The sequence below is a fragment of the Pseudomonas sp. PvP100 genome (assembly GCF_017833055.1).
Classification (GTDB): Bacteria; Pseudomonadota; Gammaproteobacteria; order Pseudomonadales; family Pseudomonadaceae; genus Aquipseudomonas; species Aquipseudomonas syringae.
The window spans coordinates 1527829-1544055 of record NZ_JAFIBO010000001.1 but is presented as its reverse complement, the minus strand read 5'-3'; the positions used below and the strand labels follow the sequence as shown (position 1 = coordinate 1544055).

General features: G+C 62.6%; 2 protein-coding genes (1 of these 2 only partly in view). Both read right to left on the bottom strand.

Annotated elements, in window-relative coordinates; genetic code table 11:
• A protein-coding gene (locus JOE39_RS06720) for a non-ribosomal peptide synthetase (RefSeq protein WP_210077660.1) crosses the window boundary here: on the bottom strand, positions 1-6730 show its 5' portion. The gene continues 11051 nt to the left of window position 1, outside the view; 6730 of the gene's 17781 nt are visible here — the first part of the coding sequence; it begins with the start codon at positions 6728-6730; its stop codon lies off the left edge, out of view.
• Positions 6727-16227, bottom strand: a complete 9501-nt coding sequence (locus JOE39_RS06715; protein WP_210077662.1) for a non-ribosomal peptide synthetase — start codon at positions 16225-16227, stop codon at positions 6727-6729. Before JOE39_RS06715 ends, JOE39_RS06720 begins: the two co-directional genes overlap by 4 nt.

Here is a 16227-nt window from a genome sequence, read left to right as displayed (position 1 = left end):
GGTGGTGGTAAAGAATACCGGTCTGCAACGGGCCCAGCGGGTAGATATCCTGCACATTAGCGGCACCGCCCGGCACCCGCGCCACGATACGCTCAATGGCGGGCTGATCCAGCGCTACCAAGGGCAGCAGTTCAGGGGTGATGCGCTGGCAGTGCGCATCGATCAGGTTGGCTGGCACATCGATTTCAGTGTCGCCACCGACGGCCTCGGCCAGCGCCGCCAGCGTTGGCTGGACAAACAGAACGCGAATGTCCGCACGCATGTCCAGACGACGCATACGCGCAATCAGGGTCACGGCCAGCAACGAGTGGCCGCCCAGTTCAAAGAAATTATCCTGACGACCGACCTGCTCCACATGCAGCAGCTCGGCCCACAAGCTTGCCAGGGCGATTTCGATCGGTCCTTGCGGCGCTTCATAGGCCCGGCTGGCGATGCTGTCGCGGTCAGGTGCCGGCAGGCTTTTGCGGTCCAGTTTGCCGTTCGCCGTCACTGGCAGGCTGGGCAGCCGTACATAGGCCGCAGGCAACATGTATTCGGGCAGCAGGCCCGACAGCCAGGTACGCAACTGTTCGATATCCAGCCCGGCTTTATCTTCAGCCGAGGTGTAATAGCCAACCAGTCGTTTGTCACCCGGCACATCCTCGCGCGCCACAACCACAGCGTCCAGAACATCTGGATGATCGTTCAGGCGCGCTGCGATCTCACCCAGTTCGATACGGAAACCGCGAATCTTGACCTGTTCGTCATTACGGCCCATGTATTCCAGGCTGCCATCGGCCAGCCAGCGGCCCAGGTCACCGGTACGGTACATCCGCGCATTCGCTGCGTGGCTGAACGGGTTGTCGAGAAAGCGTTCAGCCGTCAGTGCTTCACGGTGCAGATAGCCCCGCGCCACACCGGCACCGCCGACATACAGCTCGCCAACCACACCCATCGGCACGGGCTCGCCGCGCGCATCGAGGACATAAAGCTGCAAATCGGGAATGCGTCTGCCGATCGGGCTGGCGCCGAGGCGCTGGGCGTCTTCGGGCTGCAACGGGTAATAGGTCACATGCACCGTGGTTTCGGTGATGCCGTACATGTTCACCAGTTGTGTGCCGGCGTTCACATTGCGGGCATACCACGGCTTGAGTATCACGGTGTCCAGCGCTTCACCGCCAAAGATCACCTTGCGCAACGAATGCGCCTGGCCGTTCTCGCCCTGTGCAGCAATCAGCTGACGGAACGCACTCGGCGTCTGGTTGAGCACCGTCACCCCGGTGCTGCACAGTAATGCGTAGAAGTCTTCGGGCGAGCGGCTGACCAGTTGCGGCACGATCACCAAATGCCCGCCATGCAGCAACGCGCCCCAGATTTCCCAGACCGAAAAGTCGAAGGCGAACGAATGGAACAGCGCCCAGACATCCTGCTGGTTGAAACCGAACCATTCTTCGGTGGCCGAGAACAGCCGCGCGACGTTGCGATGTTCGATCATCACGCCTTTGGGCTTACCGGTGGACCCGGAGGTGTAGATCACATAAGCCAGGTTGCCGGGCGTTACCGGCACCTGCGGATTACAGACGGATTCGTCCTGCAAGTCGTCGTCGAGACAGATCACCGGCACTTCCGAGACCGGCAAGGTGCCCTGCACTGACCGCTGACTCAACAACGCCACCGGTGCGCTGTCGTCGAGGGTGTAAGCCAGACGTTCAATAGGATAAGCCGGGTCCAGCGGCACGTAGGCGGCACCGGCTTTGAGAATCCCCAGCAGGCCCGCGATCATCTGCAGGCCGCGAGGCGTGCAGATGGCGACTCGGTCGTCCGCACCGATGTCCATGCCAATCAGGCGATGTGCGATCCTGTTGGCCTGGGCGTTAAGTGTCGCGTAGCTCCACGACTCCTCTTCATAGCTCACGGCAATCGCATCCGGCGTGCGCTGCGCTTGCGCTTCAAACTGGCTGTGCAGCGTCTGCTCTTGCGGATAAACCGCATCGGGTGCATTGAAACCGTCGGTCAACTGCCGACGCTCGGCCTCCGACAACAGCCGAATGTCGCTCACCACCGTCTGGCTGTCAGCCACCATGGCGCGCAGTATCGCTTCCAGATACCCCAAGTGGCGCTCGACGGTGCTGTGGTCGAACAGCGCTGTGGCGTATTCCACGATGCAGCGGAAATGATCGGGGCCATCGCTGACGCTCAACGCCAGGTCGAATTTCGCGAAAGCGGCCTGTTCATCCAGCGGCTCGAGCTGCATATCGCCCAGTTGCAATTCCAGCCCCTGGCTGCCATCCCAGGCCAGTGATGCCTGGAATAACGGGCTGTGCGCGAGGCTGCGCGGCGGCCGCAGGCGCTCCACCACTTGTTCGAAAGGCAGGTCCTGATGATCCTGTGCTTCCACCACGCGGGCCTTGATGCGCCCCAGCAGCGTCACCACATCCGGCTCGCCCGACGTGTCGACACGCACGGCCAGGGTATTGACGAACAGTCCGATCAAGCCTTCGATTTCGGCATGACGGCGGTTGGCAACCGGCATGCCGACGACAACCTCTTCCTGTCCGGACAGCCGCGCCAGCAATACGGCCCAGGCGCCCATGAACAGCATGAATGGTGTCACCGACTGCGTCTGGCAGAAGGCTCTGAGGTCGTTGCTCAAACGCGGGTCGAGATCCAGCGCGACGCTGGCCCCGGTGTAGTCCTGATGCGCGGGACGTGGACGGTCTGTGGGCAAGGTCAGCAATACCGGCGCACCCGTCAGGGTCTGCTGCCAGTAATCGGCCTGATGACTCAATCGTTCGTCGTCCAGCCAGTTGCGTTGCCACACGGCGTAATCGCCATATTGCAGTGCCAGCGCGGGCAAGGGATCCTCCTGCCCTTGACTGAACGCCTGGTAGAGCGCGGTCAGTTCGCGGGTCAGCACGCCCAGCGACCAGCCGTCGGCAACGATGTGATGCACGGTCAGCAGCAAGACGTGACGGTCTTCAGCCAGACACAGCAAACGGCCACGGATCGGCAGGTCGTGCTGCAAGTCGAAGGGCTGCGCGGCCTCTTCCCTGATCACGGCCTGCAGCGCTTGCGGGTCCTGATCACGCAAATCCTGCCAACTGATGCGCGGCACTTCAGTCACCGGCGCTGCCTGTACCCAGGCAATGTCGTCTTCCTGACTGAAGCGGCTGCGCAGACTGTCGTGGCGGGCCACGATGCGTTCCAGTGCACGCGTCAAGGCACGGCTGTCCAGTGGACCGTTCAGTTTCAGGCCCAACGAGACGTTGTAGGCACTGTTGGCATCTTCCATTTGCGCCATGAACCAGATGCGCTGCTGAGCGGAAGACAAGGATACCGGGCCGTTGCGTGGCTGCACGTCGATGACTGGCAACTGACTGCGCGCGGCAGCGCTCAGGCAGTGTGCGACCGCGATCAGCGAACTGTCGGCAAACAGGTTGCCAAGGGCCAGTTCCAGTGACAGGCGCTGACGTACCTGAGAAACCATGCGCATGGCCAGCAACGAATGACCGCCCAGCTCAAAGAAACGGTCATGACGCCCTACGCGCTCGACCTGCAGCAATTCGCTCCAGATCAGGGCCAGCGCGCGCTCCAGATCGCCTTGCGGAGCCTGGTATTCGCTGGTAGACAGCGCGGTGCGGTCGGGCACCGGCAAGGCACGGCGGTCGACCTTGCCATTGGCCGTCAGTGGCCAGCTGTCCAGACGCACCAATGCGCCGGGCACCATATAACCCGGCAGGCGCGCCAGCAGTGCGGTACGCAATTGCTCCACGGTGCTGGAGGCAGCGCCGGCACGCTCAGTGAAATACCCCACCAGCCGTGGTTGCCCCGGCTCGTCTTCGCGAGCCAGTACCAGTGCCTCCTCGATACCCGGCAACTGGCTGAACTGGTTTTCGATCTCACCCAGCTCGATACGCACCCCGCGAATTTTCACCTGATCGTCATTACGACCCAGGTATTCCAGCGTGCCATCGGCATTCCAGCGTGCCAGATCGCCGGTGCGGTACATGCGCGCCTGTGGTTGCCCGGCGAACGGATCATGCACAAAGCGTTCGGCAGTCAGTTGCGGCTGATTCAGGTAACCACGCGCCACACTGTCGCCACCGATATACAGCTCGCCCGGCACACCGAGCGGGACCAGCTGTTGCCGCTCATCAAGCAGATAAATCGAGGTGTTGGCGACCGGTTTGCCGATGTCCAGGCTGCCGTCGGGTAATAAACGACCGGAGGTGGCGACCACCGTGGCTTCGGTGGGCCCATAATTATTGATCACCGCAAAGCCCGGATCGCGATGGAACTGGCGTAGCCGGTCACCGCCGATCAGCAGCGTGCGCAGGGTTGGATGACGCAGATTGCGACTGAAGGCGTATTCGGCCACCGGCGTGGGCAGAAAAGCGACCTGCAATGGCTGGGCGATCCACCAGTCGAGCAGCGCATCAAGCTGCTCATTGCCGATTTCGGCCGGTGGCAGGTGCAGCGTCGCCCCGGCGCACAAGGCCGGCCAGACTTCCCAGGCCATGGCGTCGAAACCGAAGCCCGCCACACTGGCGGTATGACTGCCCGCGTGCAGATCGAAGGCCTCTCGGTGCCAGTCGATCAGATTGTTCAGCGAGCGGTGCTCGACCATCACGCCCTTGGGCTGGCCGGTCGAGCCCGAGGTGTAGATCACGTAGGCGAGATGGGTCGAGTCGAGCGTGTCGACGTGAGGGTTGTCTTGCTGCTCGGGCCAGTTTGCCAGGTCCAGTTCGATCAGTGGGGTGTTCAATCCCGGCAAGCCCAACCCTTGCAGGCGTTCGACAAAGACTGGTTGAGCCAATACCGCAACCGGCGCGCTGTCGCCGAGCAGATAGGCAATGCGCTCGTCCGGGTGCGCCGGATCGACCGGCACATAGCCTGCACCGGCCTTGAGCACCGCCAGCAAGCCGACCAGCGTCTCCAGGCTACGCCGCGCCACCACCGCCACGCGGTCATCGGGTTGTACCCCAAGACTGATCAAATGATCGGCGAGCGCATTGGCGCGTGCGTTCAGCTCGCGGTAGCTCAGGTGTTGTTTGCCCACCTGTGCGGCAATAGCGTCAGGCTGCTGCTCTGCCAGCAGCTCAATACGCTGATGAGTCGTCAGCATGCGTTCGTAGTCGGCACGTCGGTCATTGAAATCCAGCAGCAACTGCGCACGCTCGCTGGCGGGCACGATATCAAGCTGATCGACCGACATCTGCGGCGTCTGCTCCAGCGCATCGACCACGCTTTCCATGGTCCATTGCATATAGGCGCAAATGCTTTGCGGGTCGATGCCTGCGGCGGCTTGTGCCGTCAAGCCAAAGGCTTCACCCAGATCATCGACGCTCAGCACCAGCGGATAATTGCTGCGCTCCTGAGCCTGCAGCACTTCAATGCCTTGCCATGTCTCACCTGACGCCTGCGCCGGTGCACTGTGGCGGTAGTTGAGCAATGCGTTGAACAACGGCGTCGGCGCCTTTACCCCACTGCAGCGCTGCGCCAGTGCCAGCGGTGCGTGTTCGTGGCGCATCAGCGCGGTCAGGCGCTGGTGAGTGGCACGCACTGCGGCTTGCACGCCTTGCTCGTCCAGATCGAGGCGCAGCGGCAATGTGTTGATGAAGATGCCCAGCGCCCGCTCTGTGGCCTCGGCACCCAGCAGGCGCCCCATCAGCACGGTGCCGAATACTACCCGCGACTGCCCGGCGAGGCCCGCCAGCACCCGTGCCCAGCCCAGATGAAACAGGCTGGCGACACTGATGCCCAGGGTTCGCGCCTGGGCGCGCAGGCGCAGACACAGCTGCTGATCGAGCGTGACGCTGTGCTCTTCGATCGCATCACCCTCGCCGCTCAAATCCTGCAGGCCGTAGGCCAGTGTCGGTTCGTCGAGATCACCCAGCATCTCGCGGAAAAACGCTTCGTGCTGAGCTTCGCTGACGCCCAGCAGTGCTTGCCCGACATAGTTGCGAAACGGTACCGGTACGCCCAGCATTTCGGCTTGCCCCGACAGACAGGCCTGTATTTCATGGCGCACCACCTCAAGGGCACTGTGGTCCATGGCAATGTGGTGGAACAGCAACGTAGCCTCGACCCGCTGACCTGCCACGGGTGCATGGCAGACCAGACGCATCAGCGGTGCCTGGCCCAGGTCCATCGTCAGGTCTGCCGCGAGCGGCGAGCTGTCGACCTTCAGTTCAGCGTGGCGCCAGACCACCTGTAACGGGGTTTCCAGCCCCTTCCAGTGTATTGAGGTGCGCAGAATGTCATGCCGGGTGATGACGCTTTGCAGCGCCTCGGCGAACGCGTCCCGACGCGCCTGATCAGAAAAGGCGAATTGCACCTGCATGACATAGGGATCGCCTTGGGTGGCGGTGACGTGGTGATAAAGAATGCCCTGCTGCAGCGGTGCCAGCGGGTAAATGTCCTGGACATTCGCGGCACCTCCCGGTATCGCGTCCATCAACAGGTCGATAGCCGGCTGATCGAGCTTCACCAGCGTCAACATTTCGGGAGTGATTCGCTCGCAACCCTGTTCGATGCCGTTGGCTGGCAATGCCGGTGCGCCGCGCTTGCCGTTCTGATAATCGCCCTGTTCGATGAGCTCGATCAGCGCCGGCTTATGCTCGCGCAGATGTTCCAGCAGCCCGTTCTCGGTCAAGGCACGGCGATTGCCCTGCACCACCAATTGACCGTCCTTGACCGTCAGGTGGATTTCGTGAGCTTTGAGTGTCGCCAAGAGTTCGTTGATGCTCACAGGGTAATCTCCATGTTCTCTGTGATGGCTGCGTAGCCCGCCAGCGTAGGTTGTTCGAAAAGCGCCCGGACATCGGCCTCGATGCCTTCCTGGCGCAGGCGCGCAGTCAGGCTCACCGCCAGCAGCGAATGACCGCCCAGCTCGAAAAAGTTGTCGTGACGGCCTACCTGTTCGACCCCTAGCAGTTCGCTCCAGAGCCTGGCCAGCAAGGCTTCGGTTTCGCCTTGCGGTGCTTCATAAGGGCGGGTCAGGAGCGCATCCTGCCCGGGCGCAGGCAGCGCCTTGCGGTCCAGCTTGCCGTTAGGGCTCAGGGGCATTTCATCCAGATGCACGAACAGTGCGGGCACCATGTAATCCGGCAACTGCGCACGCAGCACCTCACGCAAGGTCTCGACCGATAGCTGTGTGCCAGTGTAATAGGCCACCAGCCGCTGCCCGCCTGGTTGCTCGTCGCGCACCAGCACGACCGCCTGTTCGATACCCGGATGGCTGATCAGGCAGGCCTGAATGTCGCCCGGTTCGATACGCAATCCGTGGATCTTCACCTGATCGTCATTGCGGCCAAGGAACTCGAGGTTGCCGTCTGCCCGCTGACGTACCAGATCGCCACTGCGGTACAGGCGGTCGCCTGCTACGAAAGGGCTGTCGATAAAACGTTCGGCATCGGTCTTTGGCAGGTTCAGGTAGCCACGCGTCACCCCGGCACCGCCGATATGCAGATGGCCGATAACCCCCTGCGGTACGGGCTGGTCATGGGCATCGAGCACGTAAAGCCGCGTGTTACTGATCGGACGCCCGATAGGCAAGGCACTGTCCGGCACGGCTTGGTCGGGTCGCAGCGTCCAGACACTGCAATCGACTGTGGTTTCAGTCGGGCCGTACACATTGTGCAGGCGTACCTCTGGCAAACGTTTGCGTAGCTGCGCGGCCATCTCCACGGTCAGCTCACCGCCCCCGCAGACAACATCGGTCAGGCTGCTGCACGCGCTGCTCTGCGGCAGATCGAGGAACTGCTGCAACAGTGCAGGAACGAACTGCACCACGCTGACCTGGCGCTCCTGAATCACTTGCGCCAGGTAGGCCGGATCACGCTGGCCATCAGGACGCGCCAGCACCAGTGTAACACCGCTGCTCAGTGGCCAGAAAATCTCCCAGACCGAGGCGTCGAAGCTGATCGGGGTCTTTTGCAGCATGACAGTGCCCGAGGTCGGTGGGCACAACACCGAGCTCCACTGCACCAGGTTGCTGACGTTGCGGTGCTCGACCATCACCCCTTTCGGCGTACCGGTGGAGCCCGAGGTATAAATCACATACGCCAGATGCTCCGCCGTCAAACCGGGAACGCGCGGATTCTGATCACGCTGGGCGTTCCAGGTCACGCTGTCCAGATCGATCCGCAGCGCGTGCTCGTCGTCAAGCAGATCGCGGGTGCCGGCCTGTACCAGCAAGGCGACGGGCGTGCTGTCCTTGACCATGTACTGCAAACGCTCGCGCGGGTAGCTCGGATCCAGGGGTACGTAAGCACCACCGGCCTTGAGGATCGCCAGCAGGCCGATCACCATCGACAGGCCGCGCTCGACGCAGATCGCAACCCGTTGATCAGGCCGCACGCCCAGATCGATCAGGTGATGCGCCAGGCAGTTGGCCTGTTCGTTGAGCTGGCGATAGCTCAATTGTGCACGCCCGGCGCGCAGGGCAATCGCCTGCGGCGTACGCACCGCCTGGGCTTCGAACAGCCCGTGCAGGGTTTGCTGAAGATCGTGATGGATCGCCGTGGCGTTGAAGTCGACGAGCGAGCGTTGCCGCTCTTCAGCACCGAGTACCGACAGCTGTTGCACCGGCAGATCCGGCTGGCCTTCAAGGGCGTCAAGCATGGCCGTCAGCGTCTGCTGTACATAAGCACAGATACGTTGCGCCCCTACCCGAGGTGGCACGGTAACGCTCAGGCGCAGGCTGTCGCCGAGATCGTCGACGTTGAGGCTCAACGGGTAGTTGGTGTGCTTCTCGCTGGTCAGAATCTCCAGGCCTTGCCATGCGTCGAGCTGCGCATCCTGTCGCGCCTGGCCTGCGGCGTGTCGATAGTTGAGAATTGCACTGAATAACGGCAATGGCGCTGCCACCCCGCTCCAGCGCTGTGCCTGAGCCAGGGATGCGTGCTCATGGCCAAGCAGTGCTGCCAGTCGGGCATGCGTGGCGCGTGCGCCGTCGCGCACGCTGAGGTTGCCCAGATCGACCCGCAATGGCAGCGTATTGATGAACATGCCCATACCACGGTCGGCACCCGCACCGCCCTGCAGGCGACCCAGCAGCACAGTGCCGAATACCACGCGGTCATTGCCGGTGGCCGCGCCCAGCACCCGCGCCCATGCCAGATGCAACAGGCTGGCGACGCTGACACCCAGTTGCCGCGCCTGACTGCGCAGGCGCTGTAGCAACGCATCGGGCAGCACCTGCTGGGCTTCCTCGATGCAGCTGCCGTCACCCTGCACATCGCGCAGATCGAATGGCAACGTCGGCTCGTCTATATCGCCCAGTTGTTCGCGGAAATACGCCTCATGCTCCGCTTCGCTGACACCCAGACGTGCCTGGGCCACATAGTTGCGATACGGCACGGCGGGCTGCGTCGGGCCCGGCTCGCCGCGCAGATCGGCGAGCATTTCCTCACGCATGACTTCGAGCGCGGTGGCGTCTACCACAATGTGATGGAAGCGCAGTATTGCCGACAGGCCTGGGCCGGTCGGGTCAGGGCAGTAGGCCAGACGAATCAGCGGCGCACAGTTCAAGTCCATGCGTGCCGCGCCCGCCGGGGCGTCGATTTGCGCCAGTGTCACCCGTTCGACAGGCAGATCCGCCTGGCGCCAGACCACCTGTTGCGGCGTTTCCAGCCCTTCCCAGACGATCGCCGTGCGCAGACTGTCGTGCCGCGCGATGACCTTGCGCAAGGCAGCGGCCACTGCCTCCAGACGCTCCGGGCTGTCGACGTTCATGCGCAGTTGCAGCAAGTACGGGTCGCCCTGCTCGGCAGTCAGGTGGTGATAGAGAATGCCTTCCTGCAGGGGTGCCAGCGGGTAGATTTCCTGAACATTGGCCGCTCCGCCAGGCACCGTGGCGACAATACGCTCGATGGTCGTCTGGTCGAGCTGTGACAGGCTCAGCAGGTCCGGCGTGATGTGTGTACAACCGGCGGGAACGCGATTGAGCGGCGTCGGGATTTCACGCCCTTTGCCCACCGACGCGGCCAGCGCGGCGACGGTCGGCTGGCCGAGCAGGACGCGTACATCGACGCTGAGCCCGGCATTGCGCAGACGCTCGACCAGACTGACCGCCAGCAGCGAGTGGCCGCCCAGCTCAAAGAAGTTGTCATGGCGACCGACTTTTTCCAGGCCAAGCACGTGTGCCCAGAGATCAGCCATGAGGGTTTCAGTTGCATCCACGGGTGCTGCGTAGGCCTGACTGGTCAGCGCTTCCAGCTCCGGGTCCGGCAAGGCACGACGGTCAAGCTTGCCATGGCTGGTCAGCGGCAACGCGTCCAGGCGTGTGAAGGCCAGCGGCACCATGTGCGCGGGAAGGCGTGCACGCAACGCCTCGCGCAGCGCTTCGGGTTGGACGGGAGCGTTTTCGGTGAACCAGGCCAGCAAACGTTCACCGCGCACCAGCACCACAGCGTCCTGCACCTCAGCCTGACTGGCCAGAACCGACTCGATTTCGCCCAGTTCGATGCGCATGCCGCGAATTTTCACCTGATCGTCGTTGCGTCCCAGGTAGTCGAGGCTGCCATCGGCATTCCAGCGCACCAGATCGCCGCTGCGATACAGGCGCGCCTGCGTTGCGGCACTGAACGGGTCGGCGATAAAACGCTCTTCGGTCATTTGCGGACGATTCAGATAGCCACGGGCAACCCCCGCACCACCGATGTACAACTCGCCGACAACACCTATGGGCACCGGCTGCAACTGCTCGTCCAGCACATACACGCGAGTGTTGGCGATCGGGGTGCCGATATGCAATGGCCCGCCCGGCTGAACGGCACCAGAGGTCGCCACCACGGTGGTTTCAGTCGGGCCGTAGTTGTTGATCACGGCGAAGCCAGGGTCGCTGTCGAACTGGCGCAAGCGGTCGCCGCCGATCAGCAGCGTGCGCAGCGTCGGGTGTTGGCGCGGGCGTCTGAAGGCCTGTTCGGCCACCGGGGTCGGCAGGAAACCGACCTGAAGTGGCTGTTCCAGCCACCAGTCGAGCAACTCATCGACGTGCTCGTTGCCGACCTCGGCCGGTGGTAGATGCAGTACCGCACCGGCACACAGCGCCGGCCACACTTCCCAGGCCATGGCGTCGAAGCCGAAACCGGCGACGCTCGCCGTGTGACTGCCAGCCTGCAGAGCGAACGCCTGGCAATGCCAGTGCACCAGATTGACCAGCGTGCAGTGCTCGACCATGACGCCCTTGGGCTGGCCGGTGGAGCCGGAGGTGTAGATGACGTACGCCAGTTTTTGCGCATCAAGGTCCGCAACGCAAGGGTTATTGCCGGAAGAATCCAGCCAGTCAGCCTGCTCGATGTTCACCCGGGCAGTATCGCCGGCTAGATCATGGGTCGAGTTTTCAGTCAGAACCACGCGGGGCGCGCTGTCCTGCAGCAGGTAGGCGATACGCTCAGCCGGATAGACCGGGTCGACCGGCACGTAGGCCGCACCGGCCTTGAGCACCGCCAACATGGCAACCAGGCGTTCGGGACCACGGTGCAGGCACAGGGCGATGCGCTCATCGGTTTTGACGCCCAGGTCAATCAGATAGTGGGCCAGGCGGTTGGCGCGCTCGTTGAGCTGAGCGTAGGTCAGTACATGACCACCCTGAATCACCGCAGGGCTGTGCGGCTGGCTGGCGGCCTGCGCTTCGATCAACGCATTGACGGTGCGGCCCTGCGGGAACGGCTGCTCGCTGCCGTTGAAATCGAGCAACAGATGGTTGCGCTCTGCCGCGTCGAGAATCGGTACGTTTTCCAGCCGCAGCGGCAGCGCCTGTTCCAGAGTGTCCAGCAGATGCTCCAGCGTGTTGAGCACCCAGCCAGCGATACGCTCGGCTCCCATACCCTGCTGCGCCAGCATATGCAGGTCGAAACCTTCGCCCAGATCGTCCACACAGAGGGTCAACGGATAGTTGCTGCGTACATCACCACCGAGCACCCGCACGCCTTGCCAGAGCCCTTCACCGTCCTGCGGTTTCACCTCCCCGCTGTGGCGATAATTGAGCAAGGCACTGAACAACGGGGAACCCGATGCCACCGCACTGCAGCCCTGAGCGAGTACCAGCGAAGCCTGCTCGTGAGCGATCAGCGCAGACAGCTTAGCGTGGACCGCCTTGACGGCTGGACGAGTGTCCTGCGCCGTATCCACGCGCAGCGGCAAGGTATTGATAAATACACCGAGCGCCCGATCGGCGCCCTCACCGCCCATGCGGCCCAGCAACACAGTGCCGAATACCACGTCGCGACGATTGGCGAGCACGCCCAGAACCCGCGCCCAGACAACGTGCATCAGACTTGCAGCGCTCACCCCGAGCTGGCGTGCCTGTTCGCGTAGGCGCAGGGCCAGTTCAGGGTCGAGGGCCCGTCGCGCCTCCTCAATGCCACTGCCGTCGGCATGCACGTCCTGTATACCAAAAGGCAGGGTGGGCTCATCGACGTCACCGAGCATTTCAGTGAAAAACGTTGTGTGGCTTGCGTCGTCATTGGCCAGGCGTACTTGCGCAACGTAGTTGCGATACGGCACCGGCGCCTTCAAGTCATAGCGGTGGCCGAACAGCAACGCCTGCATCTCGCGGCTGACGATCTCCATCGCTGTGTTGTCCAGTACCAGATGGTGAAAGAGCAAAATGGCGACGGTTTCGCCGTTCGACGATTGCTGGGCATGCACTAGACGCATTAAGGGTGCCTGGGTCAGATCCAGTCGATGATGACGGGCGTCAAACTGGCGTTGCAGGCGATCGATTACAGCCGATTCGGGGTCTTCGGCCTCGAACTCGATGGCCTGAACCGTCAGCTCGGCATTGCGCCAGACCACCTGTTGCGGGCTTTCCAGACCCTGCCACGCCACCGAGGTGCGCAGGATATCGTGACGGTCAATGACTTCCTGCAAGGCCGCGGCCCAGCTGTACAGACGCTCTGGCGTATCGAACGCCAGACGCCATTGCAGAAGATAGGGGTCGCCCTGTTCCGCGGTCAGGTGGTGATAGAGAATACCTTCCTGCAACGGTGCCAGCGGGTAGATATCCTGCACATTGGCAGCACCACCACCCGGCACGCTGGCGACGATGCGATCAATGGCTGACTGTTCGAGCGCCACCAGACTCAACATGCCCGGAGTGATCTGCTTGCAGCCTGCCGGAATAAGGTTTGCCGGCACTTTGAAGGCGCTGACGTCCGTCTGACATGCCGCCAGAGCAGCCAGTGTCGGCTGGCTGAGCAGCACATGCACATCCGCCTTGAGTCCGGCCTTGCGCAGTTGCTCGACCAGGCTGACGGCCAGCAAGGAATGGCCGCCCAGTTCAAAGAAGTTGTCATGCCGTCCTACGCGCCCGATGCCCAGCACTTGTGCCCAGATGGCTGCCATGGCGATTTCCACTTCGCCCTGCGGTGCTTCATAAGCGTTGCCAAGCAGGTACACCGGGTCCGGATCGGGCAGCGCACGGCGGTCAAGTTTGCCGTTGGCCGTCAATGGCAGCGACGCCAGCCGGGTAAACGCGCGCGGCACCATGTAGCCCGGCAGGCGTGCACGCATTGCCGGTGCCAGCGTGTCGGTGTCGACCGTGGCGGTTTCAGTGAACCAGGCCAGCAGATGGAGATCGCGAACCAGCACAACCGCGTCTTTCACACCCTCCAGAGTGGCCAGCACCGACTCGATTTCGCCCAGCTCGATGCGCATGCCACGAATCTTCACCTGATCGTCGTTACGGCCCAGGTAATCCAGAGTTCCATCACCATTCCAGCGCACCAGATCGCCGCTGCGGTACATGCGTGCCTGTGCAACATCGCTGAACGGGTCGGCAACAAAGCGCTCCTCGGTCAGTTGCGGCTGGTTCAGATAACCCCGTGCGACACCCTCACCACCAATGTAAAGCTCACCGGGTACACCGACGGGCATCGCTTGCAAGTGCTTGTCGAGGACGTAGACACGGGTGTTGGCGATGGGGCCGCCAATGTGCAGCAAGCCGGTGGCCAGCACCTGACCGGAGGTGGCAACAACGGTGGTTTCGGTCGGACCATAGTTGTTGACCACGGCATAACGGCGGTTGTGGGTGAACTGCCGCAGGCGATCGCCGCCGATCAGCAGCGTACGCAACGTCGGATGATCCTGATCCTGGCTGAAGGCGTACTCGGCCACCGGGGTGGGAAGAAAGCTCACGTCCAGCGGTTGCGCGCGCCACCAGTCGAGCATGGCTTCAATGTCCTCGCCCCCTTCCTGGACCGGTGCCACATGCAGGGTTGCGCCAGCGCACAGAGTCGGCCAGACCTCCCACGCCATCGCATCGAAACCAAAACCGGCCAGGCAGGAGGTATGACTGCCCGCCTTCACATCGAAAGCCTGGCAGTGCCAGTCAACCAGATTGGCCAGGGTTCGGTGCTCCACCATCACGCCTTTGGGCTGGCCAGTGGAGCCGGAGGTATAAATGACGTAGACCAGATTGTCGCTGCCCAGCCCCGCTACCTGCGGATTGTTCTCGGCGCCCTGGCCGTCGATGCAATGGTCCAGCTCGATCAGCGGCACTGCCAGCGGCGGCAGACGCTCGATCAGCGAAGACAGGGTCAGCACCACCACCGGCGCACTGTCACTGAGTAGATAGTGCAGGCGTTCGCGCGGGTGCGACGGGTCGATGGGCACATAAGCCGCCCCCGCCTTGAGAACGGCCAGCAGCCCTACCAGGGTTTCCAGGCCACGGCGCGAAAGGATTGCCACGCGATCGTCAGGACATACGCCCTGGTAGATCAGACGCTGAGCCAGAGCATTAGCCTGGCGGTTGAGTTGCGCGTAGGTCAGGTGTTGCCCCTGAAAAATCGCCGCCACGGCATAGGGGCGAGTACGGGCCTGCTGTTCGATGCGTCGATGAATCAGTTGCTCTTCGCCCGCAACGCTTTCAGTCTGATTCCAGACCTGTAGTTGCAATTGCTCGGCAGGTGCAGACAGCTGGAAGTCCTGAATCTTAAGCGCCGGGTTTTCCAGCCCTTGCTCCAGAACGTGCAGCAAACGCCCGGCAATCGCCGAAGCCTCGTCATCTTCGATCCAGGCACGGTGATGAACCAGGTGCAGCGAGGCATCGTCGTTGCAACTGTTGCTGCGCAAGTGCACGGCCAGCGGCGTCGCTTCGTAGCCATTGGACACTTTTACCGTCTGTGCCTGCGCATCGGTGTAGCAGTAACCATGGTCTTCCAGCTCGTAGGACACCGACACTTCAAACAGCTGCGCCCTTCCCTCACGTGACAATTCGAGGGTGCGATTGAGTTCGCTCAAGGGGAAGCGCTGATGACGGAAGTCACGTTTCAGTGCGTCGCGCACTTCGACCACCAAGGCACCGAAGTCCAGCCCTTCGTCGAAGGCCATGCGCACGGCACTGACCTGAGCGAAGTGACCCAGCGTCGCCTTGAAGCGCGCGCCACTGCGATTGAGCAGCGGCAGCCCGACAATCCACTCGTCGCGTTGCGCAGTGCGCGTGAAATAGACATGCAGAACCGCCAGCAGCACATGAAACGCCGACGCATTGTGGCGCTCGGCGAATTGTTTCATGCGCGCATGCAAGGTACCGGGAAGCGGCTGTACCCAGGCGTGGGATGGCGCCGGGTCAGTCGCACGACGGTTGTGATAGCGCGACACCAGCAACGGCTCCGGCAAATCACGGTATTTTTCCAGCCAATAGGCCCTGTCCAGCGAGTAGCGTTGCGACGCCTGATACCTTGCGTCGTCGGCAATGAATGCGCTGTACCCCGGTGCTAGCAGTTCGAGGTCTTTACCTGCGATCAATGCGCTGTAAAGCTCGCCGAGGGACTTGAACAGCTGCGCAAACCCCCAGCCATCGATAATCAGATGGTGGGCCTGGCCTGCCAGCCAGTGCTGGTCATCAGTCAGACGGATGAGACAGAAGTCGAGCAATGGGCTGCCATCCAGCACGTACGGGCGGCGCATGTTGTCATTGATCAGTGCTCGCGCTGCCTGTTCAGGCTCTGAGTGACCGCTGACGTCGTGCAACGGCAAGGACACCGGCAGGCAAGGCGCGTACGACTGAAGCGGCATGCCGTCCGCTCCGGCACCGGGCATCAAGACCGTGCGCAGCACTTCATGTGCGCAAACCAGTTGCTCCAGCGCCTTGTGCAGGGTCGCCGGGTCGACCGCTCCAGACAGTTGCAGGTAGCCGCCGATGTTATAAAGCGGGGACTCACCGCGACTGATCTGATCAAGCCAGACGTCGCGCTGAGCAGCGGTCAATGGGTAGGTTGCGGCGCTGGAGACAAGCAT